Origin of the sequence: Klebsiella sp. OBRC7 (genome assembly GCF_000293135.1) — a bacterium.
Lineage (GTDB): Bacteria > Pseudomonadota > Gammaproteobacteria > Enterobacterales > Enterobacteriaceae > Klebsiella > Klebsiella michiganensis.
On record NZ_ALNJ01000151.1, the window covers coordinates 1 to 21,272 of the forward strand.

Genomic DNA, 21,272 nt, shown 5'->3' on the forward strand with positions numbered 1-21,272 from the left:
GATGTTTGCCAATGCGATTATTTCCGGTTGGCTGGTCGCCACTATGGTGTGGATGTTTCCTGCCGCAGGTTCTGCAAAGATTGTCGTCATCATTCTGATGACCTGGCTTATCGCCCTCGCTGACACCACGCATATTGTGGTTGGCAGCGTCGAGATTTTCTACCTGGTATTTAATGGGACGCTATCGTGGCAGGAATTTATCTGGCCTTTTGCTCTGCCAACGCTTGCCGGCAACATATGCGGCGGGACCTTTATTTTCGCTTTATTAAGCCATGCCCAGATTCGCAATGACATGAGTCACGAGAAGAAAGCTCGTGCAGCCGAGGAGGCAAAAAGGCGCTAAATGGCTATAGATTAAGCAGTTGGCCTGTACAAGCTTAACGAGCGCCGAAAATAACGCTATAATCCCGGCGCTTCGTCCCCTTAGTTAAATGGATATAACGAGCCCCTCCTAAGGGCTAGTTGCAGGTTCGATTCCTGCAGGGGACACTTTTGAGTCGTTCACCTCCGTTCACAGCATTCGTTTAACCATCACCACCGCAGAAAAACGCCAGCCCCGTAGCAGATGAATCACAGAGGTTTATCGATACCTGCATAGATCTTATCAAGTTGCTGTAACCGGTCTTCATATGATTTCGTCAAACAACGGCTGTCGCTGCCGCATTTGTGCCGGCTATAGAGCCATGTTTTTTGTGCATCCATCATCTCGCCACGCGTCCCCATTGGAAAAAGCCCCAGCAGAAACGCATACTTCGTCGCCATCACCACATCCATATCGTTCAGGCTCCGGTTAGCGCAGATAGCCTTTTCATCCGCCTGCGTCGCATTCTGACAATCAAAACTCGCGGAGTACCCCGCTATCGGATACAACACAGCAATAGTCATCAATACTTCTCTTATCTTCATATGCGCTCCATTTCTATACTCCCGCCATTTGTGCTACCCGTGTATAACGAGTGGCCCTCGCTACGAAGCCCAGCGTAAGCTTTTGACACACTGACGCTCTGATCTATGCGTGCTGTTGATAATTATAGTTAATCCACCTTAAGGCTCCCATTGAATGAACCGCGCGCCTTCCGCAATATGTTTTTCCCCGACGCTGATGCACCCTACAGCCTGGCTGAATTATTGGTCATAATTGCATCAGCGCGGGTCGCGGCATTGCTTGCCAGCGAGGGGGTATATTTTTCTCGCGCAGCGATTTTCATATTTATGCCTGGCCTGACGTCCCATCAATAAATATAAACTCATTTAAAATCAATGTAATAAATTAAACGCTATCATTCACGGTAGTTATCATTGTTGATTGTTTCCTTGCGTTACGATTCGCAAAACAATGCCGCTAGATTAATCCCCACCGTCAAGTATTCTTCCCGCTGCCGGATGCGCTGAACTGCTGTTCTTTCAGTATCAGTGTTGTTTAAAAGCAGCGCGTCCGGCGATTTATGGCGGATGAAAGGCTATCTTTTCAGCCATCCGCTTCATATTGCGGCAGGATGTCTGCGACAAAAATCGGGTTCTGTGCAGGACTTGCGGACAGCCTGTTGCCTTACCTAAGTTGGTTATACGGATAGATATGATGAAAAAACTCGCAATGGCACTGGGTATCTGTGCGCTTATGGCTTGTGGCGCTGCCAGCGCGGCAAATGGTCAGGTCGTTTCAAAGGCGAAATCAGCCTGCCAGAATAACGCGACGCAGTGCGCCCAGGCAAAGTCCACGGCGAAAGCGGATGCGCAGAAAGAGGCAAAAGCCGCCAAAGACGCCTGTGCTAAAAACCAGGCAGCCTGCGACAACGCAAAAACTGCCGCTAAAAACGCCGTGAAAAAATAAAAACAGTACGGTGGGGTATACCCCACCGTACTTTCAAAAATATGCTCCACCGTACGCCAGCTTGATTCCCGCAGGGAAAATCCTGTTTTGCATATGGCATATTTGGCAGGATTCTTTACACACGATCCCGCATCAAAACAAGCAGTGACACGATACAGGCCTGACCCATGGCGATCCCTCTTCTGTCTATTCACCAGCCGCATCGGCTATCCGAGGATTTTCAAGCAGGTTCCACACTCGATGAATCATCAGATTTTTGACTCAATATCACCCTCCCGTATTATTAGCAATTTCACATAATCACCCAGAATTTAATTCACCCACAAAATAATTAAAACTCATTAATTCTTCACAAGGATAATGAGTGCTGCAGATCTTTTTAGCCGCGATACATTTAATTATTACAGGAAAGCTGATAAGATGCATTAGAGATAATATTATGACCAGATTCAACATGACACGCCAATATCAAAGTTTGATATAAAACATTTGTTTTGATAAAAGTCTTGTATGAATCACAATCTTCGCAACGTCGATAGCGGTCATTTTAAGAAAACCACAACTGCCCAATTTTTCATAAGATGATATAGATCATGGAAAGAAAAGAAAGAAACATATGGAAACTAAACAACCTTCCCCCGCTGGAATATTGTTCTATCTCTCGCGCCAAAAAATTGTTGAATTGTGAAATAGAAGATCTGCTTCATTGGCATGATATAGGTGCGATAAACCTTTGTATAAAAATGGGTAAAACTAACGGGACTTTAAAGGGCGTGTTCCAACATGACCAGAGCAGTAATAATCTCTATTTTCTTAACGCACCCAATATTGATGAATTGAGCATCAACGAAAGATCGTGGTCACGGCATTCAATAATTAACAAAATTTTTAAATTTAATGATAGTGAAGCAAATCAGGAAGCCCAATATGGTATGCCGATTACCCAGCTGAAACTCCGGGTTTCCGTCTCCGGGCTATGGTACTGCCACACAAGAAATTTAATGGAGATCTTAGAAACGCCTGATGGCATGATTACCGAGGAGAGGATAAGCATCATATCACCGGCCACCAATGTCCTCTTCTGTCACTTCATACCCGACGAGGATGAGAGACCAACCATCACGCAGAGTAAGCTTTACATCACGAGTCAGGCGATTGAGAAAATTTATGAACATACCATCAGCAGTCGCCCTCTCGAACTTTCTGAAAAAGCCTTACATTTACCTGAGGAGCAAGATATGGCGACGCCCTCAACGATTATGCAAAATAAGTTGCTCATTGAATTTATCAATCACATCATTCAATCCAATCCACATTTTGGCGATAACATGCTTAACGCGACTGACAACAAAAAAAATAAACTATTTAATAGAGCTATGGATAAACTCAGGTCTGAAGGCGTGGTTTCCAGTTACGGCAGCATTAATCTTCCGACGTCAGAATATACATTCGAATGATACTTCTTTAATTTAATTATATCAGAATGAATTATTTCAGCGCATGGATACAGTAGCGCACAATGCAGTAGTAAATGTGAAATCTATTTCAATGTGAATTCAGGTATAAAACGGACTTTATAATACAGTCGTTCTATACAAACGCTCCTGCGGTTTATGAAACACTTCATATACAGCGAATCAACGTGACGTCGAATCTCCGCCAGTCGATTCCAGCCCCCCCTGCCCTGCGCTCAATATTGACGCAGCCTGATGTGCCATTAATATAAACTCTCGGGCTGCGGCGCTTTGCCAGGCCCCCTTTCGCTGTATCAAACACGCGATTCTTTCCAGCAATGAGGGAGTGAGTTCGATCGCGGTTAAATCGTCACGCCCCTGAACAATGGCAGCAGGAAGCAAGGTTGCCAGCGACGTGCGTTCAACCACGGTCAGCACTGCGCTAATCGAGTTGGCCTCCATCTGCACTTTCGGTTGAATACCATGCTGTCGGCAATCGCGATCGATTTGTTTGCGAGTAGCAAAAGCCCTGCTTAGCAGAATCAGTGACGCCTGATTGAGCGCCGTCAGCGCCACACGGCGGGCCGCCGCCAGAGGATGAGAGCGGCCAACTACCAGCGCCAGGGTTTCAGGGAGCAGCGGCTGAGACACAATATCCCGCGAATCGCTACCGTCGAAAGCCATACCGATATCCAGCTCATCATTGAGCAGCAGAGTCTCCATTCGATCCTGCGCCAGCTCTTGTATATCCAGCGTTATATTCGGGTAACGTTGATAAAAGGAAGCCACCAGCGGCCCGATAAAATAATGGGTAAAGGTTGGCATCATCGCCACACGTAAGGTGCCGCGCTGCAAATCGTCAACATCATGGAGCGCACGCTGCCCCTCGGCCAGTTCCCGTAAAGCCCGGCGCGCATAAATCAACCAGACCTTGCCGGCGTCCGTCAGGCAAGTGTTGCGCCCGCTGCGATCAAAAAGCCGTACTCCCAGAGTCTCTTCCAGCTGTCGAATCTGCTGTGACAAAGCCGGCTGTGAAACATGCAGGATGGCTGCCGCTCGCGTAAAGCCGCCGTATTCAGCAACGGCAATGAAGTAGTTAAGGTGTCGCGGCAACATGAATTCATCCATAAGAAATTCAAATGAACTCAATCATAATTAAGTATTTTAACTTATGAAATAAGTTACGTACTCTGCTCGCGATTCTTTAACAAACGCCACAGGTGATCGGCATGAACTGCCTCAAGACCTTCCCCACTGCGAAACAAACGCCGGCCACTCAACGATGAACCTGACGCAACGTAATGGCACGATGCTGCTGGTACTGGTGCTTATCGGTATCAATATGCGTCCGCTGCTGACCTCTGTTGGACCGCTCCTTCCGCAGATCCAGCAGGCAAGCGGCATGAGCTTCACGCTTGCCTCTCTGCTCACCGCGCTACCGGTGATCGCTATGGGTCTGCTGGCGCTGGCCGGCGGCTGGATTAACCGTCATTTCAGCGAGCGTCAAAGTATCTCCCTCAGCCTGTTAACGATCGTCGCCGGGGCTTTACTTCGCGAACTGGCACCGCAGAGCGCGCTATTACTCAGCAGCGCGCTCCTTGGCGGAATCGGCATTGGTATTATTCAGGCGCTCATTCCCGCAGTGATAAAACGTCTTTTTCATCGCCGGACGCCGCAAGTGATGGGGCTCTGGTCCGCGGCGCTGATGGGCGGCGGCGGCCTGGGCGCGGGATTCACGCCGTGGCTGGCGCAGCATAGCGCTATCTGGTATCACGCGCTTGCGTGGTGGGCGTTACCCGCCGCCGCCGCGCTCGTCTGCTGGTGGCCGCTAAGCCGAACGTTACCCGCCCGGACGCCATCAACAACCCGGGTCACACTTTTTCGCCATCGTCGCGCGTGGACGCTTAGCCTCTATTTTGGTTTGATTAACGGCGGCTATGCCAGCCTGATTGCCTGGCTGCCGCCTTACTATATGCAGTCGGGCTACAGCGCGCAGTTCAGCGGTACCCTGCTGGCGTTAATGACCATCGGCCAGACCGGCGGAGCGCTCCTGCTGCCCATCCTGGCCAGACATGAGGATCGACGAACGCTTCTGATGCTGGCATTGGCCTTACAGCTTGTCGGCTTCTGCGGTTTTATCTGGCTACCGCAGCAGGTACCGCTTGTCTGGGCCATCTGCTGCGGTATTGGGCTTGGCGGCGCATTTCCGCTGTGTCTGGTCCTGGCGCTCGATCATGCCAGGCACCCCGCCATTGCGGGCCGACTGGTCGCGTTTATGCAGGGAGTAGGCTTTATTGTCGCCGGGCTTTCCCCCTGGCTGTCGGGACTGCTGCGGAGTTTAAGCGGCAATTACCAGCTCGACTGGATGCTTCACGCCGCCTGCATCCTGGCCTTAATGGCCATAACGCTGCGTTTTGCCCCCGCACGCTACCCGCAAGAGTGGCAACATCAGGATTCAGCCGCTCGCTAAATCCGCTTGAGGGCAGAAAAAAGCACAAAATCAAACAACTATATCAGTACAAAAACTGTTGTTAATGGCCGTCGCCAGAATTAAATTTAATACCGAATGAAATTAATGTGTCGCCGAATCACGACACTCGTAAGTAACTAAAAATTAATAAAAAAATGGATCTTGTTTCCCTCATTTTTTAGGCGTACATTAGCGCCATCTGGAGCCGTTTACGCTCAGAATTTACAGCTACCGCCCGCTGAAAAAGCGTCGTTTTCTTGAGCGATAGCTGAGCAGGCAATGAAGAGAAAATTCATTTAAGGCGTCTCGCCGAGAGCGCGGAGTGATGAGTCGTGAAATATTTCTTAATGGGCATTTCTTTTATGGTCATCGTTTGGGCCGGTACTTTCGCCCTGATGATCTAGCTTTAACGGTGTTAAAAAAAAGGAGCCTCTCGGCTCCTTTTTTTTATTCGTGGCTTTCGCTGGTCAACTTAGCCGACGCGGGAAGCAGTCCGTCGGCACGGAACATTGATTTAATACCGCGCACCGCCTGGCGGATACGATCGCGGTTCTCAATTAACGCGAAGCGTACATGGGTATCGCCATAGTCCCCAAAGCCAATGCCCGGGGAAACGCAGACTTTTGCATCCTGCAGCAGCTTTTTAGCAAACTCCAGTGAGCCCATCGCCGCATACTGCTCTGGGATCTTCGCCCAGACATACATTGACGCCTTCGGACATTCCACCATCCATCCGGCCTCATGCAGCCCTTTCACCAGCACATCGCGACGACGTTTATACTGTTCGGCAATGTCGCGAACGCACTGCTGATCGCCTTCAAGCGCGGCAATCGCCGCAACCTGTAGAGGGGTGAAAGTGCCGTAATCGTGATAGCTTTTAATGCGCGCCAGCGCATTAACCAACGTTTTGTTACCGACCATGAAGCCGATACGCCAGCCCGCCATATTATAGCTTTTAGAGAGCGTAAAGAATTCGACGGCGACATCGCGCGCGCCGGGGACCTGCATGATAGAGGGCGCTTTCCAGCCATCGTAAACAATATCGGCATAGGCCAGATCGTGCACCACCAGCACGTCATAACGCTTCGCCAGCGCCACGACTTTCTCAAAGAACTCCAGTTCGACGCACTGTGCGGTCGGATTGGAAGGGAAACCGAGGATCATCATTTTCGGCTTCGGGTAACTCTCACGAATCGCGCGCTCAAGCTCGTTGAAGAAATCCACGCCTTCGACCAGAGGTACCGAACGTACCTGGGCTCCGGCAATCACCGCACCATAAATATGGATGGGATAGCTGGGGTTTGGCACCAGTACGGTATCGCCATGGTCGAGCGTCGCCAGCATCAGATGCGCCAGCCCCTCTTTTGAACCAATGGTGACTATCGCTTCTGATTCCGGATCGATCTCAACGTTATAGCGCTCTTGATACCAACGAGAAATCGCCCGACGCAGGCGCGGGATGCCGCGGGAAGTAGAATAGCCGTGGGTATCGGGACGCTGGGCAACGGTGCAAAGTTTCTCAACGATATGCGGCGGAGTGGCGCCATCGGGGTTACCCATGCTGAAATCAATAATATCTTCGCCGCGGCGTCGCGCAGCCATTTTTAGTTCAGCAGTGATATTAAAAACGTACGGGGGGAGACGATCGATACGCGTAAAACGGCGTTCAGGACTGAATTCAGCCATAGATTCCTCGGATTAACGTTAGCGCCCGGACCGTCCGAGCGACGCTGCTGCATGTGCAGCACGTTTAGAAAATAACCCGAAAATTTTCCTGCTGTCGAGAGGGGTAGAGAAAAATAATTTCTGGCGATAAAAACGGGCATCAGTACGTCTAAATACGGCAGCAACGTTCTTTCCCCTCCTCACCTGGCCCATTAAAATTAACATGCTGATATCTTTAATTTTACTTAAATGCTTGCTCATCCGTAGACGCTATTGAATCGCGGGTGTTTGTTATTAATCCCCTTTTATTTGTAAGACTTTTCCCTATTCATGCCTTCAGCTGGCCTTCTGCCGCGAGGTTTTCTATCATGTTGCTTTCTCGCGATTAACACGGCGCACACATGCACGAAATATTTACTATGCTGCTGGCGGTTTTTGACCGCGCGGCATTAATGCTGATTTGTCTCTTTTTCCTCATTCGCCTGCGCCTGTTTCGTGAACTTCTGCATAAATCCGCGCACACCCCTAAAGAATTGCTGGCCGTCACCGCGATCTTCTCTCTCTTTGCCCTCTTTAGCACCTGGTCAGGCGTACCGGTCGAGGGATCGCTGGTCAACGTGCGTATTATCGCGGTCATGTCCGGCGGGATCCTGTTCGGCCCGTGGGTTGGGGCTATTGTCGGCGCGATCGCCGGCGTACATCGCTACCTGATTGATATTGATGGCGTCACCGCCGTCCCCTGCTTTATTACCAGCATTGTCGCCGGTCTGCTCTCTGGTTTTATTGGTCGTAAAGTGCCGAAAGCCCAGCGCTGGAAAGCGGGGATCCTCGCCGGGATGCTATGCGAAACCTTAACAATGATTCTCGTGATCGTGTGGGCGCCTTCATTCGCGCTGGGGATAGACATCGTGTCTAAGATTGGTATTCCGATGATCCTTGGCAGCGTATGTATCGGCTTTATCGTTTTGCTGGTGCAGAGCGTTGAGGGGGAAAAGGAAGCCAGCGCCGCCCGTCAGGCAAAACTGGCGCTCGACATCGCCAACAAAACGCTTCCGCTATTTCGCCACGTCAACAGCGAGTCCCTGCGTCAGGTATGCGACATTATCCGCCGCGATATCAGTGCCGATGCCGTCGCGATTACCAATACCCAACACGTGATGGCCTACGTCGGCGTCGGGGAAATCAACTACCGCGATAACGATGACTTTATTAGCCCAACGACGCAACAGGCGATCCGCTATGGAAAAATCATTATTAAAAACAATGATGAGGCTCATCGGACGCCGGAAATACACTCTATGCTGGTCATTCCTCTGTGGGAAAAAGGCGTCGTCACCGGTACGCTAAAAATCTATTACTGCCACGCGCACCGCATCACCTCTTCATTGCAGGAAATGGCGGTAGGCCTGTCGCAAATCATCTCTACGCAGCTGGAGGTGTCCCGCGCTGAACAGCTGCGTGAAATGGCCAATAAAGCCGAGCTGCGGGCGCTGCAAAGCAAAATCAATCCCCATTTTCTATTTAATGCGCTGAACGCCATTTCATCGTCGATTCGCATGAATCCGGACACCGCGCGCCAGTTAATTTTTAATTTGTCGCGCTATTTACGCTACAACATTGAATTAAAAGATGATGAACAGATAGATATCAAAAGGGAGCTGTATCAAATCAAGGATTATATCGCGATTGAACAGGCTCGCTTCGGCGACAAGCTGACGGTGATTTATGATATTGATGATGAAGTCAGCTTTATGATCCCCAGCCTGCTAATTCAGCCTCTGGTGGAGAATGCTATCGTCCACGGGATTCAGCCCTGCAAAGGAAAAGGCGTGGTGACCATTGGCATCAATGAGTGCGGGAATCGGGTACGAATTAGCGTTCGCGATACGGGAAACGGTATCGATCCTGCGGTGGTAGCGAGGGTAGAGGCTGACGAAATGCCGGGAAATAAAATCGGTTTGCTCAATGTTCATCACCGGGTCAAGCTACTGTACGGGGAAGGACTGCATATCCGACGTCTGACGCCAGGGACCGAAATTGCCTTCTATGTGCCAACCCAACACGCGCCCCAGGTGGCTACGGAGTCGCTGCTGTCATGAGCGGAGATAAAATGAAGGTCATCATTGTGGAAGATGAGTTCCTCGCGCAGCAAGAGCTCACCTGGTTGATTAACACCCATAGCGAAATGGAGATTGTCGGCACCTTTGACGACGGTCTGGATGTGCTGAAGTTTTTACAGCACAACAAAGTCGACGCCATTTTTCTCGATATCAACATTCCATCTCTGGATGGCGTACTGCTGGCGCAAAACATCAGCCAGTTCGCGCATAAGCCCTTTATCGTTTTTATTACCGCGTGGAAAGAGCATGCGGTGGAAGCCTTTGAGCTGGAGGCGTTTGATTATATTCTCAAGCCCTACCAGGAATCGCGCATTATCAACATGCTGCAAAAGCTGACCGGCGCCTGGCAGCAACAGCAGCAGGTCAGCGCCGGTAGCGGGGCAGCGGCCAATCCACCCAGGGAAAACGACACGATTAATCTGGTTAAAGATGAACGGATTATCGTCACCAGCATCCACGATATTTACTACGCGGAAGCGCATGAAAAGATGACGTTCGTTTATACCCGGAAGGAGTCCTTCGTGATGCCGATGAATATCACGGAGTTCTGCAACAAGCTACCGCCGGCGCACTTTTTCCGCTGTCACCGCTCGTACTGCGTCAACCTGAACAAAATTCGCGAAATCGAACCCTGGTTCAACAACACCTATATTCTGCGGCTACGCGACCTTGAGTTTCAGGTTCCGGTAAGCCGCAGCAAGGTGAAAGAGTTTCGCCAGCTCATGCATCTGTAGAGGATTTACCCGAATAATCATTTTATTCGGGTAAGGGACGGGGCTTACAGAATCTGCCCCAGAGTCTGACGCAGGTGCGCGCCGGAGCCCAGCAGTCCCGGATTGTCGTGGACAATCAGATAGACCGGAATATCCTGGACGAAGGCTTTAAATCGGCCTTTATCTTCAAAACCGCCGCGAAAGCCGGAGGCTTTGAAGAATTCAAGGAAGCGCGGCACGATACCGCCAGCAATATACACGCCGCCAAAGGTGCCGAGGGTCAGCGCCAGGTTACCGCCAAATCGGCCCATAATGACGCAAAACAGCGACAGCGCGCGGCGGCAATCGATGCAGGTATCGGCCAGCGCGCGTTCGGTCACATCTTTAGGCTGAAGATTTTCCGGTAGACGCCCGTCAGACTTCACGATCGCATGGTAAAGATTAACCAACCCCGGTCCAGATAAGACGCGTTCAGCGGAGACGTGCCCCAGCTCGCTGCGCAGCTCTTCAAGAATAATGCCTTCCTCTTCGCTATTGGGGGCGAAATCCACATGGCCGCCCTCACCCGGCAGGCTCACCCAGCGCTTATCAACATGTACCAGATGAGCAACGCCCAGCCCGGTACCGGCACCGTAGACGGCAATCGGCTTGCCTTCCACCGGTTCCGCGCCGCCAAACTGAATCAGATGTTCAGCTTTTAGCATGGGGATCGCCATCGATACCGCGGTAAAATCGTTAATGATTTCCAGATGCGAGAAACCCAGGTTCTTTTTCATCTCAGCGATAGAAAATGCCCAGGTGTGGTTGGTCATCGCCACCCAGTCGCCGGTAATCGGACAGGCGATGGCAATACAGCCGTCTTCTACCTGGACGTTATGCTCTTCCAGATAGACCTGAACAACGGCTTCAAGACTGGGATAATCGAGCCCGGAATAGGTCTTAGCACGGGAGATCTCCCCGCTTGCCAGATCGCATAACGCCAGACGAGCATTCGTTCCGCCAACGTCCCCTACTAAAGCAAATTTTGTCATTCCGTTACGGCTCCGCTAAAGTCAAAATGATTCTTTGGCACACTCTAAATTCATGACGTCCTAACAACAACGACCAACGCATAAGCGCCCTTTGTTTAGCGACCTACGTCACAGTTAGGCTGTAATTTATGAAATTATTGTGCGGCCGATCGTCAGGCCAGCTCTTTACTTTATCGTTTCAGCACCATTTGCGCCAACGGCCTTAACGCGCCTGGGCAAAGTAGTGCGTCGAAACCTTCAGAAGGATATTTTCATGCTGCACCCGCGCGCCAGAACGATGCTGTTGTTATCGATACCCGCAATCGTGATTGGTATTGCTGCCAGCCTGGTCTTGATTGTGGCGATGAAAACGGCAGCCATGCTGCAGAATATTCTCTGGAGTAGTCTGCCTGGATTGCTGGGTATGAACGCCAGCGGCCCTTTCTGGACGATAGCTATCCTCACCGGCACCGGCATCGCCGTGGGTCTGGTCGTGCGTTTTAGTCCTGGTCACGCCGGACCCGATCCGGCCACTGAGTCACTCATTGGCGCACCGGTGAGTCCCGGCGCTCTGCCCGGCCTGATCGCTGCGCTGATCGTCGGCCTGGCGGGCGGCGTTAGCCTGGGGCCGGAACATCCTATCATGGTGGTTAATATCGCCCTCACGGTGGCGCTTGGCTCCCGTCTTTTCCCGCGAGTCAGCGCGCTGGACTGGACGATCCTGGCGTCCTCCGGCACCATCGGGGCGCTATTTGGCACGCCAGTTGCCGCGGCGCTGATCTTTTCGCAAACGCTGAACAGCAGTAACGATGTCCCGCTTTGGGACCGACTCTTCGCCCCCTTACTTGCCGCGGCGGCGGGTTCTCTGACCACCGGGCTGTTTTTCCACCCCAACTTTTCGTTACCAATTGCGCACTACGAGCGATGGCAGCTTGTCGATATCTTTAGCGGGGCTATCGTGACGCTGATTGCTATTGCCGTCGGCATGGTTGGCGTTTGGTGCTTACCGCGCCTACACGCGCTGATGCAGCGGCTGAAAAATCCGATCTTAACCCTCGGTATTGGCGGATTTTTATTGGGGATCCTGGGCGTCGTCGGCGGGCATATTACGCTGTTTAAAGGCCTGGATGAAATGCAGCAATTAGCCTTCAGCCAGACGTTAACCGCCAGCGATTACATGCTTATTGCTATGGTGAAGCTGGCGGCGCTGGTGCTGGCGGCCGCCTGTGGTTTTCGCGGCGGTCGAATTTTTCCGGCGGTGTTCGTCGGCGTCGCGCTAGGCCTGATGCTTCACGCACACGTGGATGCCGTGCCGGCAGCCATCACCGTTTCCTGCGCCATCCTCGGACTGACGCTGGTAGTGACGCGTGATGGCTGGTTGAGTCTGTTTATGGCAGCGGTCGTGGTGCCCGATTCCACGCTGCTTCCGCTGCTGTGTATCGTCATGCTTCCGGCCTGGCTGCTGCTGGCCGGTAAACCCTTGATGATTGCCAGGAAGCATGGAGATTAAGCCCGGCTGTTTCTCTCTTCCAGCGCCTGAGTGACCGTGCGCAGAAAGTCGGGAATATCCATTTTTGGCAGCATCACCTCCACCAGCGTCAACCTGTCTGAGGCGACGCTGCTATTCATCGCTTCCTGCAGTTCGTGGGTGCGCGTCACTCGCCAGCATCGGGAAGGGACATCGGGCGCAAAAGCGTCAGGCAGGCGATTCCAGTCCCAGAGCGCAATATCGTTATAGCGCTGCTCGGGGCCGTGAATCGCGCGCTCGACCGTATAGCCTTCGTTATTGAGCAACAGGATCAGCGGGCGCTGCTTGTCTCTGAGCATCGACCCCAGCTCCTGAATAGTTAACTGCGCAGCGCCATCGCCAACAATCAGCACCACCCTTCTGTCCGCTGCCGCGATTTGCGCCCCGTAAGCTGCCGGAAGGGTAAAACCTATCGATCCCCATAGCGGCTGGACAATCAGCGTTGCCTCAGCGGGCAGCTTAAGCGCGGCGGCGCCAAAAGCGGCCGTCCCCTGATCGGCAAGGATAATATCTCCCGGGCGCAGCTGTTTCTGCACCGTACTCCAGAAGTTTTTCTGCGTCAGGCCCCCCTCTGGCGCGCCCCTGACGCCCGGCGCCTGAACATTTGGCGCATGCCATTCTGCCGCCAGGCTGGCAGAGAGTTCGATCAAGACATTGAGCGCCTTTTCCATCGGTATCCGGCTAAACCAGCGATCGCCAACCCGAACGGCGAAGGGCTGGACTTCTATCGTTTTTTCCTGCGGAAGGTGGTGGGTGAAGCCAGCGGTAATAGTATCGGTAAAACGCGTGCCGACGCAGATAATGGTATCCGCGCTTTCAATGGCATCGCGGGTATCCTCTGCGCTGGCTATCCCACTATAAGTCCCGACGAACCCGGGCTGCTGCTCATCAAAAAGCCCTTTGCCCATCAGCATCGTGGCGTAAGCAACCGGCACCTTCGCCACCCACTCGCGCAGAGCGTTTTGTAGTCCATAGCGCTGGGCGAGGAAATCCGCCAGCAGCGATACGCGACGGCTGCTTCTGAGCATCCGCTCGGCGTGCTCGCGGAACCCCGCCAGCTGGTTCTCGTCGGCGGGCAGCGTGTGAATAAGCAAGCGGTGAGCTGGCGGGGTGGCCTTTGCTTTGGCCACATCAGCCGGCAGCATGAGATAACCAGGGCGATGCTGGGTCAGCATTTCACTCAGTACCCGGTCTATTTCATGACAGGCATTTCCCGCCGCCAGCACCGCCTGAGAGCAGGTAATATGTTCACTCATACGCGAAAAGTGGCTGAAATCACCGTCGCCAAGCGTATGGTGCAGCAGCTCGCCGCGCTGCTGTGCGCCGGTACAGGGAGCGCCGACGATATGCAGGACCGGCACATGCTCAGCGTAGCTCCCGGCAACGCCGTTGAGCGCGCTCAGTTCACCGACGCCATAGGTGGTCAACAGCGCGCCCGCGCCCTTAATACGCGCATAGCCATCAGCGGCATAGGCGGCGTTTAGCTCGTTAGCACAGCCTACCCATCCTAAGCTCTGCTGCGCGATAACGCTGTCGAGAAACTGTAAATTGTAATCACCCGGTACGCCAAACAAGCGGTCTATGCCGCAATCTACGAGACGATCCAGCAGATAATCGCCAATGGTATAAGTCGGTTGCATATCCTTACTCTCCTCTCGTGCAGGTAAGTTGAGTATTGAATAAGCAGGTGCGCTGTCCAGATTGCGCTCAACAATGGCGGTGGAAAGCAAAATTTACGCCTTCAGGGTGTGTACTCCGCGGCAAACATTCTTTAGTGTAAACGTATACACACCCTGTTTTATCTGCGGAGGAAGTATGGTTTACCAGGCAAACGCCACGCGATATCAAACGATGGAGTACCGCCGCTGCGGTTATAGCGGACTAAAGCTACCGGCGATTTCTCTTGGGCTTTGGCACAATTTTGGCGACGAAACGCTGGTGGAAACCAGCCGCCAGCTTCTGCGTCACGCATTCGATCTCGGCATGACTCATTTCGATTTAGCCAACAACTATGGGCCACCGCCGGGTTCGGCGGAGAGTCATTTTGGCCGCATCATGAAAGAGGATTTTTTGCCCTATCGCGATGAACTGATTATCTCCAGTAAAGCCGGTTACACCATGTGGGACGGCCCCTATGGCGACTGGGGATCGCGCAAGTACCTGATTGCCAGCCTCGACCAGAGCCTTAAGCGAATGGGTCTCGACTATGTCGACATCTTCTACCATCACCGCCCCGATCCCGAAACGCCGCTGCGGGAAACCATGCGCGCGCTGGACCACATCGTCCGCCAGGGGAAAGCGCTCTACGTCGGATTATCGAATTATCCGCTCGAACAGGCCCGGGAAGCCGTCAATATCCTTAACGATCTCGGCACGCCGTGTCTGATTCATCAGCCCAAATATTCGATGTTTGAACGCTGGGTCGAGGAGGGGTTACTCGATTTCCTGCAGAGCGCGGGGGTGGGAAGTATAGCGTTTTCACCGCTTGCGGGCGGCCAGCTCACCAACCGCTACCTGCACGGTATCCCGGCGGACTCCCGCGCCGCCAGCGGCAGCCGGTTCCTGCAACCGGAGCAGCTTACTGAAAGCAAACTGGAAAAGATTCGTCAGCTGAATACGCTGGCCGAATCCCGCGGACAGAAGCTCTCACAGATGGCGCTGGCCTGGGTACTGCGCGATGAGAAAGTGACGTCGGTACTGATTGGCGCAAGTAAAACTTCGCAGCTCGACGATGCGGTTGGCATGCTGGAAAACCGCCATTTCAGCGCCGAAGAACGGGCCACCATTGACGCGATCCTTGCGGTGTAAATTCATTGTTACTTTAGCAAAAAGTGCTCTCACTTGCGATTTAGGAGTTCCTCCGATGCGGCGGGGCTTTACCGCCCCGTAATATCAGGTTAACAGGCCGACAACGGCCCCGATCGTGAAGGAGAAGAGTATGTTCAGGTCACTGATTTTGGCTGCAGTGCTTCTGGCTTCAGCGCCATTGGTCGCTAACGCTGGTGAAATCACCCTGTTGCCATCAATAAAATTACAAATTGGCGATCGCGACAATTACGGTAACTACTGGGACGGTGGCGGCTGGCGCGACCGTGATTACTGGCGTCGACACTATGAGTGGCGCGATAACCGCTGGCGCCGTCACGACAACGGCTGGCATCGCGGCTGGGATAAAGGCAAAGCCTACGAACGCGGCTATCGCGAAGGCTGGAATGATCGCGATGACCGACGCGGCGGCTGGGGGCGTGGGCCAGGCGGCGGACGCGGACATGGCCACGGGCATCATTGATCGCAAAAGGGAGCCATTCGGCTCCCTTTTTCATCGTCACGCTTAACTGAATATCGTTCCAATAATCAGCCAGCCGTTAAGTAGCACAACGACCGCAACAATCCCCCACCCCAGCAGTTTTACCCACCGTGAATTGACCAGGTCGCCCATTAACCGGGAATCGCTGGTGAATATCAGTAGCGGCACCAGGGCGAGGGCGATACCAAAACTCAGTAATACCTGGCTCATCACCAGAATACGCGTGGGATCCAGCCCCATTAAAATGACGATAAACGACGGCAGCATGGTGATTGCCCGGCGAAACCACAGCGGGATATGGAAGCGGATAAAGCCCTGCATTACCACCTGCCCTGCCAGGGTTCCCACAACCGTGGAGGATAAACCCGCCGCTATCAGGCTCAGACCAAAGATGGTAGCTGCCGCGTGGCTCAGTAAGGGCTCCAGCGTCAGATAGGCCTGATCGAGGTCGGCAATCCCGGTGTGGCCGTTAAAGTGGAAGGCGGCGGCGGCGGTCGCCATCATAGCCAGGTTAACAAAACCCGCGATGGTCATGGCGATGGCGACATCCCAGCGCGTGGCGTTATAGCGCTCTTTGCGCGTCCCCCCGTGCAGGTGCTGAGTGAGCGATGAGTGTAAGTAGATAACATGCGGCATGATGGTCGCCCCCAATACCCCGGCGGCAAGAAACACCGCTTCGCTGGTCGGCAGTGAAGGCACGATCATCCCTTTCGCCAGCGGTGCCAGCGCGGGCCGGGAGAAGATAAGCTCAACGACATACGCTGCGGCGACAAACAGCAGCAGCCCGCCTATCACTTTTTCCAGCGGCTTTTGACCGCGACGCTGCAGCATCAGAATCAGGAACGTCGCAATTCCGGTTAATACAGCGCCCTGAAGCAATGACACGCCGAGCACCAGCTTAAATCCGATAGCCGCGCCAATAAACTCGGCAAGATCGGTCGCCATAGCGATAATTTCGGCCTGCACCCAGTAGAACCAAACCACAGGACGCGGGTAGTGGTCGCGAATTTGCTCCGCCAGATTTTTACCGGTGGCGATGCCCAGCTTCGCCGACATCACCTGAATCAGCATCGCCATCAGGTTAGCCCATACCACCACCCACAGCAGCTGGTAGCCAAAGCTGGCGCCGGCCTGAATGTTGGTGGCGAAGTTACCCGGATCGATATAGCCAATGGCAGCAATGAACGCAGGCCCCATCAGGGCGAGCTTAATCTTGCGCGCTGCGCGACCGCTGCTATTCTCAACGCGACTGTTGGTCATTTTCTGCCTCTGGAAATATAGCCTTTGCTATGTTTCATGCTATCAAAATGCGAATGATTATCAAGTTCATTTGTAGCGATGATAATGATTGCTGTGATAGGAGAGAACGATAGCGGGTTGGCAACGGAAAACCGGGGAACTGATAAACGCTTTTAATTAATCACCAGAATAGTACAACCGAGCAACTTTTAAAACCTTTACGTAACATAACAAAAATGCATGGTTGATCACTATTTTTGCCATTAGTCACATATCCTTGCAATAGTGTGTGCTGGCTCTCGTTTTCTTTGCGCTTGTTACATAGAATGTGCACAGAAATTTAACCTGCCTCATATTTGGAGCAAATATGGACCGCGTCCTGCACTTTATTCTCGCGCTCGTAGTGGTGGCCATTCTGGCCCTGTTGGTCAGCCACAACCGTAAGCAGATTCGTATTCGTTATGTCATTCAGCTGCTTGTCATTGAAGTGCTGCTGGCCTGGTTCTTCCTGAACTCTGACATTGGTCTGGGTTTTGTGAAGGGCTTCTCTGAGATGTTTGAAAAACTCCTCGGTTTCGCCAACGAAGGGACAAACTTCGTCTTCGGCAACATGAACGACAAAGGCCTGGCGTTCTTCTTCCTGAAGGTTTTGTGCCCGATCGTCTTTATTTCTGCGCTGATTGGTATTTTGCAGCATATTCGTATTCTGCCTATCGTCATTCGCGCGATTGGTACCGTGCTGTCCAAAATCAACGGCATGGGCAAGCTGGAATCCTTTAACGCTGTCAGCTCGCTGATTCTGGGCCAGTCCGAAAACTTCATCGCCTATAAAGATATTCTTGGCAAGATGTCCCGCAACCGCATGTACACCATGGCGGCAACCGCGATGTCTACGGTATCCATGTCTATCGTGGGCGCGTACATGACCATGCTGCAGCCGAAATATGTTGTTGCGGCGCTGGTACTGAACATGTTCAGCACCTTTATCGTGCTGTCGCTGATTAACCCGTATCGCGTTGACGAAAGCGAAGAAAATCTGCAGATGTCAAACCTGCATGAAGGGCAGAGCTTCTTCGAGATGCTGGGTGAATACATCCTGGCGGGCTTTAAAGTGGCGATTATCGTGGCCGCCATGCTGATTGGTTTTATCGCGCTGATTTCCGCGCTGAACGCCCTGTTCGCCACCGTCACCGGCTGGTTCGGCTATAGCATCTCCTTCCAGGGGATCCTCGGCTACATCTTCTATCCGGTTGCGTGGGTGATGGGCGTACCGGCAGGTGAAGCGCTGCAGGTAGGAAGTATTATGGCCACCAAGCTGGTTTCTAACGAATTCGTCGCCATGATGGATCTGCAGAAAGTTGCCGCCACGCTCTCTCCGCGTGCGGAAGGCATCATCTCTATCTTCCTGGTCTCCTTCGCCAACTTCTCTTCTATCGGTATCATCGCCGGCGCGATTAAAGGCCTGAACGAAGAGCAAGGTAACGTGGTTTCCCGCTTCGGCCTGAAGCTGGTGTACGGTTCTACGCTGGTGAGCGTGCTCTCTGCGTCTATCGCCGCGCTGGTACTGTAATTCGTCAGCGGTATCGCGAAAGCCGGGCAAGTCCCGGCTTTTTCATGCCCGCAGTTCGCTCAACGGCAGCGGCTTACCCACCAGATACCCCTGGAGATAATCGACGCCTAACTCGAGAAGCTTTTCCCGCTGCTCCGGCGTTTCAACGTATTCCGCCACCACTTTCATCTTCTTAACCTTAGCCATTTCAATAATGGATTTGACCATAATGGCGTCCAGCGGATCGGTCTCAATATCACGTACGAAGCAGCCGTCAATTTTCAGGATATCGGCGCGCAGGCTTTTCAGACGCTCGTAGTTTGCGTAGCCGGTACCAAAGTCATCAATCGCTATACCGCAACCGAAATCTCGCAGCAGCTGGATGTTATGCATGCTGGTCTCGATATCGGAAAACGCCTGCTCTTCGGTAACTTCAATCGTTATCGCCTCCGCCGACAGGTTATAGCGTTTAAACAGCGCGATGATTTGCGCCGCGCTATCCTTTTGCATCAGCGTATAGGGCAGAAGGTTGACGGAGAAATGCTGGCCATGATGGTGATTGAGCGAACTAAACAGCGTTTCCAGCACCTGCATATCAAAACGCTGGCTCAGGTTAAACTGCGCAATCAGCGGGATAAACCGATCGGGCGTAATGATGGTATTACCGCAGCGCATACGACTCAGTATCTCGTAATACCCCTCTCCGGAGGCGTCCCGGATAGGCTGGGCGTACAGCACCAGCCCACGTTCGTTAAGCGCTTGCTTAATCTTCGCCAGCAGCCGTACCTGTTCGCTCGTTTGATCGGAAATCTGCTCTTGCGCCGCGTCCAGCGGTAATACCCGCCGCGCCGCGCCGGCCTGCTCCGATAACCAGCTAAGCTGACCAAGCATCGGGTGAAGCTCAGATTCTATGCCGCGGTAGCCGCCCCACGATGCGCCAAATTCCAGATCTAACGCCTGGTTATTCCAGCTAAACTTTTTATGGTTAAGCGTGGAAACAATATGACTTAACCGCGCCTCTGGCTCCGGCCCCTTCAGTACCAGCAGTAGCTCGCTGCCGGGGAGCTGAAATATTCGCTCGCCGGGAGCTAATAGCGGCTGTAGCTTCCGGGCTATCTGCCGTTTGCTCTCCACCCTCATCATCATGCCATAATGGCGGCTCAGGAAGTCCAGATTCTGAATGCGCAGGCTACTGATGGCCACAGCAGGATTCCGCTGCAGGTAACTCTCCAGCGCGCGCAGATTCGGTAAACCGGTTAGGGGATCTTCTTCCGCCTGATCCCGCCATCTGAACTTCATTCTTTCACTGCGAGCGTAGATATCCGCCATATAAAACAGGCAGATAGTGAAACAAATGAGTACCGAAAGGACAAACGACAGCGAATATTCAGTTTGTACGCCGTGTAAAAAATTCTGGTTATACGCCACGAGTAAAAAGGCTGAAACGGACCATGAAATGCGAATCAGCGTATGCCCCAGGCGGCTAATACCAATGAAGTATAAAATGAAAATAAGCGGGACTAAATAACCGGCAATAAAAACAGAATCATAAGGCGTACACAGCACCAGTAATATTGCCGCCAGGGCCACAAACCAATACAACGTAAATACCCGCTGCTCGCGCGCCCGCCATGAGTGGCAAAGATTGCGCCAGAATGCTCGCGCATAACGTGGACTGATAATCATCCGCAACGGATAATAAAAGAATGTCGTGAAAATTAATGCGGCGCTAATCAGGCTTTGTATATCGATAATGGTGTAAATAACCGACATACTGCCGAAATAGCTGGATATTGCCAACGGAAAAGCAAAAAAACGCCCCGCCAGATACATGGTGACCTTCAAAAGGAGCGGTGCAAAAAAGCCGCCCCAAAAAATCCTCGCGCCCATATGTTTTGCCGTCAGCCCAGCGCGCCAGCGCCTTCCAAGCTGAAAGCGAACAATCGCGCAGGACAAGAAAACCGAGAAGAGCTGGCAAAATAGCAGGATCAGCGCCTGGGTTAGCGTCAGATCGATTATCCAGGCATTAGTGATCGCAAACGCGATAATCAATGGCGCAACGGCGTAGCGGCCAAAAATAAAAAGTACGGAATACATTAAGCTCAGCGGTAGCCACGCCAGATAAATTTGATTTCCGTCAATAATGGTTTGTGGGGAAATAAATCGGGACAGCGGAATTGCGATAAAGCAGACCAGGAGCGCCAGCAGAGTTTTTTTGATCTTAATGTTAAAATGATCAATCATTATTGTTAATTAAAACTCCGGCTGCAATAAATATATCCAGGCAACAGATATTATGTTGCTTAATAAAGGCAGGCAAGATTTTAAATAGTGAAAAAATCTGAAATTACTTAACGCAGAGGTTTGCTGACTTATTCAGAGAATG

18 protein-coding genes and 1 tRNA gene are annotated in these 21,272 nt (G+C 52.4%); 12 read left to right on the forward strand and 7 right to left on the reverse strand.

Features of this window, described 5'->3' with window-relative positions; genetic code table 11:
• A partial coding sequence (locus tag HMPREF1144_RS29240; protein WP_009654883.1) for a formate/nitrite transporter family protein occupies positions 1-343 on the forward strand: 343 nt, incomplete at its 5' end.
• A gap of 74 nt (positions 344-417) precedes the next feature.
• A tRNA-Arg gene (locus HMPREF1144_RS29245) sits at positions 418-489 on the forward strand.
• A gap of 81 nt (positions 490-570) precedes the next feature.
• Here the strand turns inward: HMPREF1144_RS29245 and HMPREF1144_RS29250 are convergent.
• The gene (locus tag HMPREF1144_RS29250; protein WP_009654882.1) at positions 571-906 is read right to left on the reverse strand and encodes a lysozyme inhibitor LprI family protein; all 336 of its coding nucleotides are present in this window, start codon (positions 904-906) and stop codon (positions 571-573) included.
• Positions 907-1,576: 670 nt separating this feature from the next.
• On the opposite strand from HMPREF1144_RS29250, the gene HMPREF1144_RS29255 reads away from it, so the two are divergent.
• Positions 1,577-1,831, forward strand: coding sequence for a hypothetical protein (locus HMPREF1144_RS29255; RefSeq protein WP_004852922.1), 255 nt, complete (start codon positions 1,577-1,579; stop codon positions 1,829-1,831).
• Between the two features lie 593 nt (positions 1,832-2,424).
• Positions 2,425-3,288 carry a hypothetical protein gene (locus HMPREF1144_RS29260; RefSeq protein ID WP_009654899.1) on the forward strand — a complete coding sequence of 288 codons (864 nt, stop codon included), beginning with the start codon at positions 2,425-2,427 and terminating at the stop codon, positions 3,286-3,288.
• Between the two features lie 180 nt (positions 3,289-3,468).
• On the opposite strand, the gene cynR is transcribed toward HMPREF1144_RS29260, so the two are convergent.
• Entirely contained in the window at positions 3,469-4,401 is a 933-nt protein-coding gene (gene cynR / locus HMPREF1144_RS29265) for a transcriptional regulator CynR (protein ID WP_009654886.1), read from the reverse strand.
• A 166-nt stretch (positions 4,402-4,567) separates the two neighbouring features.
• Between cynR and HMPREF1144_RS29270 the strand changes: the two genes are divergently transcribed.
• Both HMPREF1144_RS29270 and ypdK read left to right on the forward strand, forming a co-directional pair.
• Entirely contained in the window at positions 4,568-5,755 is a 1,188-nt protein-coding gene (locus tag HMPREF1144_RS29270) for a cyanate transporter (protein WP_009654878.1), read from the forward strand.
• Positions 5,756-6,087: 332 nt separating this feature from the next.
• Positions 6,088-6,159 (forward strand): membrane protein YpdK, encoded by a 72-nt coding sequence (gene ypdK, locus HMPREF1144_RS33175; protein WP_077777854.1) that lies wholly within the window; start codon positions 6,088-6,090, stop codon positions 6,157-6,159.
• 43 nt (positions 6,160-6,202) lie between these two features.
• Here ypdK and alaC read toward each other — a convergent pair whose 3' ends face one another.
• Positions 6,203-7,441 (reverse strand): alanine transaminase, encoded by a 1,239-nt coding sequence (gene alaC / locus HMPREF1144_RS29275; RefSeq protein ID WP_009654875.1) that lies wholly within the window; start codon positions 7,439-7,441, stop codon positions 6,203-6,205.
• Positions 7,442-7,839: 398 nt separating this feature from the next.
• Here alaC and HMPREF1144_RS29280 point away from each other — a divergent pair, with 398 nt between their 5' ends.
• Positions 7,840-9,519, forward strand: coding sequence for a sensor histidine kinase (locus HMPREF1144_RS29280; RefSeq protein WP_161506375.1), 1,680 nt, complete (start codon positions 7,840-7,842; stop codon positions 9,517-9,519).
• Between the two features lie 11 nt (positions 9,520-9,530).
• Positions 9,531-10,274 (forward strand): LytR/AlgR family response regulator transcription factor, encoded by a 744-nt coding sequence (locus tag HMPREF1144_RS29285; protein ID WP_042928764.1) that lies wholly within the window; start codon positions 9,531-9,533, stop codon positions 10,272-10,274.
• A gap of 44 nt (positions 10,275-10,318) precedes the next feature.
• Here HMPREF1144_RS29285 and glk read toward each other — a convergent pair whose 3' ends face one another.
• Positions 10,319-11,284, reverse strand: coding sequence for a glucokinase (gene glk / locus HMPREF1144_RS29290; RefSeq protein ID WP_004852938.1), 966 nt, complete (start codon positions 11,282-11,284; stop codon positions 10,319-10,321).
• 253 nt (positions 11,285-11,537) lie between these two features.
• Between glk and HMPREF1144_RS29295 the strand changes: the two genes are divergently transcribed.
• Positions 11,538-12,773: an ion channel protein gene (locus tag HMPREF1144_RS29295; protein WP_009654908.1), complete on the forward strand. Its 1,236-nt coding sequence runs from the start codon at positions 11,538-11,540 to the stop codon at positions 12,771-12,773.
• Here HMPREF1144_RS29295 and HMPREF1144_RS29300 read toward each other — a convergent pair.
• Positions 12,770-14,431, reverse strand: a complete 1,662-nt coding sequence (locus HMPREF1144_RS29300; protein ID WP_009654891.1) for an alpha-keto acid decarboxylase family protein — start codon at positions 14,429-14,431, stop codon at positions 12,770-12,772. The genes HMPREF1144_RS29295 and HMPREF1144_RS29300 overlap by 4 nt on opposite strands.
• A gap of 175 nt (positions 14,432-14,606) precedes the next feature.
• Between HMPREF1144_RS29300 and mgrA the strand changes: the two genes are divergently transcribed.
• Positions 14,607-15,599: an L-glyceraldehyde 3-phosphate reductase gene (gene mgrA / locus HMPREF1144_RS29305; RefSeq protein ID WP_009654887.1), complete on the forward strand. Its 993-nt coding sequence runs from the start codon at positions 14,607-14,609 to the stop codon at positions 15,597-15,599.
• Between the two features lie 130 nt (positions 15,600-15,729).
• Entirely contained in the window at positions 15,730-16,080 is a 351-nt protein-coding gene (locus HMPREF1144_RS29310) for a DUF2502 domain-containing protein (protein ID WP_004852947.1), read from the forward strand.
• Between the two features lie 42 nt (positions 16,081-16,122).
• On the opposite strand, the gene HMPREF1144_RS29315 is transcribed toward HMPREF1144_RS29310, so the two are convergent.
• Positions 16,123-17,358, reverse strand: a complete 1,236-nt coding sequence (locus HMPREF1144_RS29315; protein ID WP_004852949.1) for an Nramp family divalent metal transporter — start codon at positions 17,356-17,358, stop codon at positions 16,123-16,125.
• 346 nt (positions 17,359-17,704) lie between these two features.
• Between HMPREF1144_RS29315 and HMPREF1144_RS29320 the strand changes: the two genes are divergently transcribed.
• Positions 17,705-18,907 carry a NupC/NupG family nucleoside CNT transporter gene (locus HMPREF1144_RS29320; RefSeq protein WP_009654907.1) on the forward strand — a complete coding sequence of 401 codons (1,203 nt, stop codon included), beginning with the start codon at positions 17,705-17,707 and terminating at the stop codon, positions 18,905-18,907.
• 42 nt (positions 18,908-18,949) lie between these two features.
• Here the strand turns inward: HMPREF1144_RS29320 and HMPREF1144_RS29325 are convergent, their stop codons facing one another.
• Positions 18,950-21,130: an EAL domain-containing protein gene (locus tag HMPREF1144_RS29325; RefSeq protein ID WP_009654910.1), complete on the reverse strand. Its 2,181-nt coding sequence runs from the start codon at positions 21,128-21,130 to the stop codon at positions 18,950-18,952.
• Positions 21,131-21,272 lie beyond the last annotated feature (142 nt).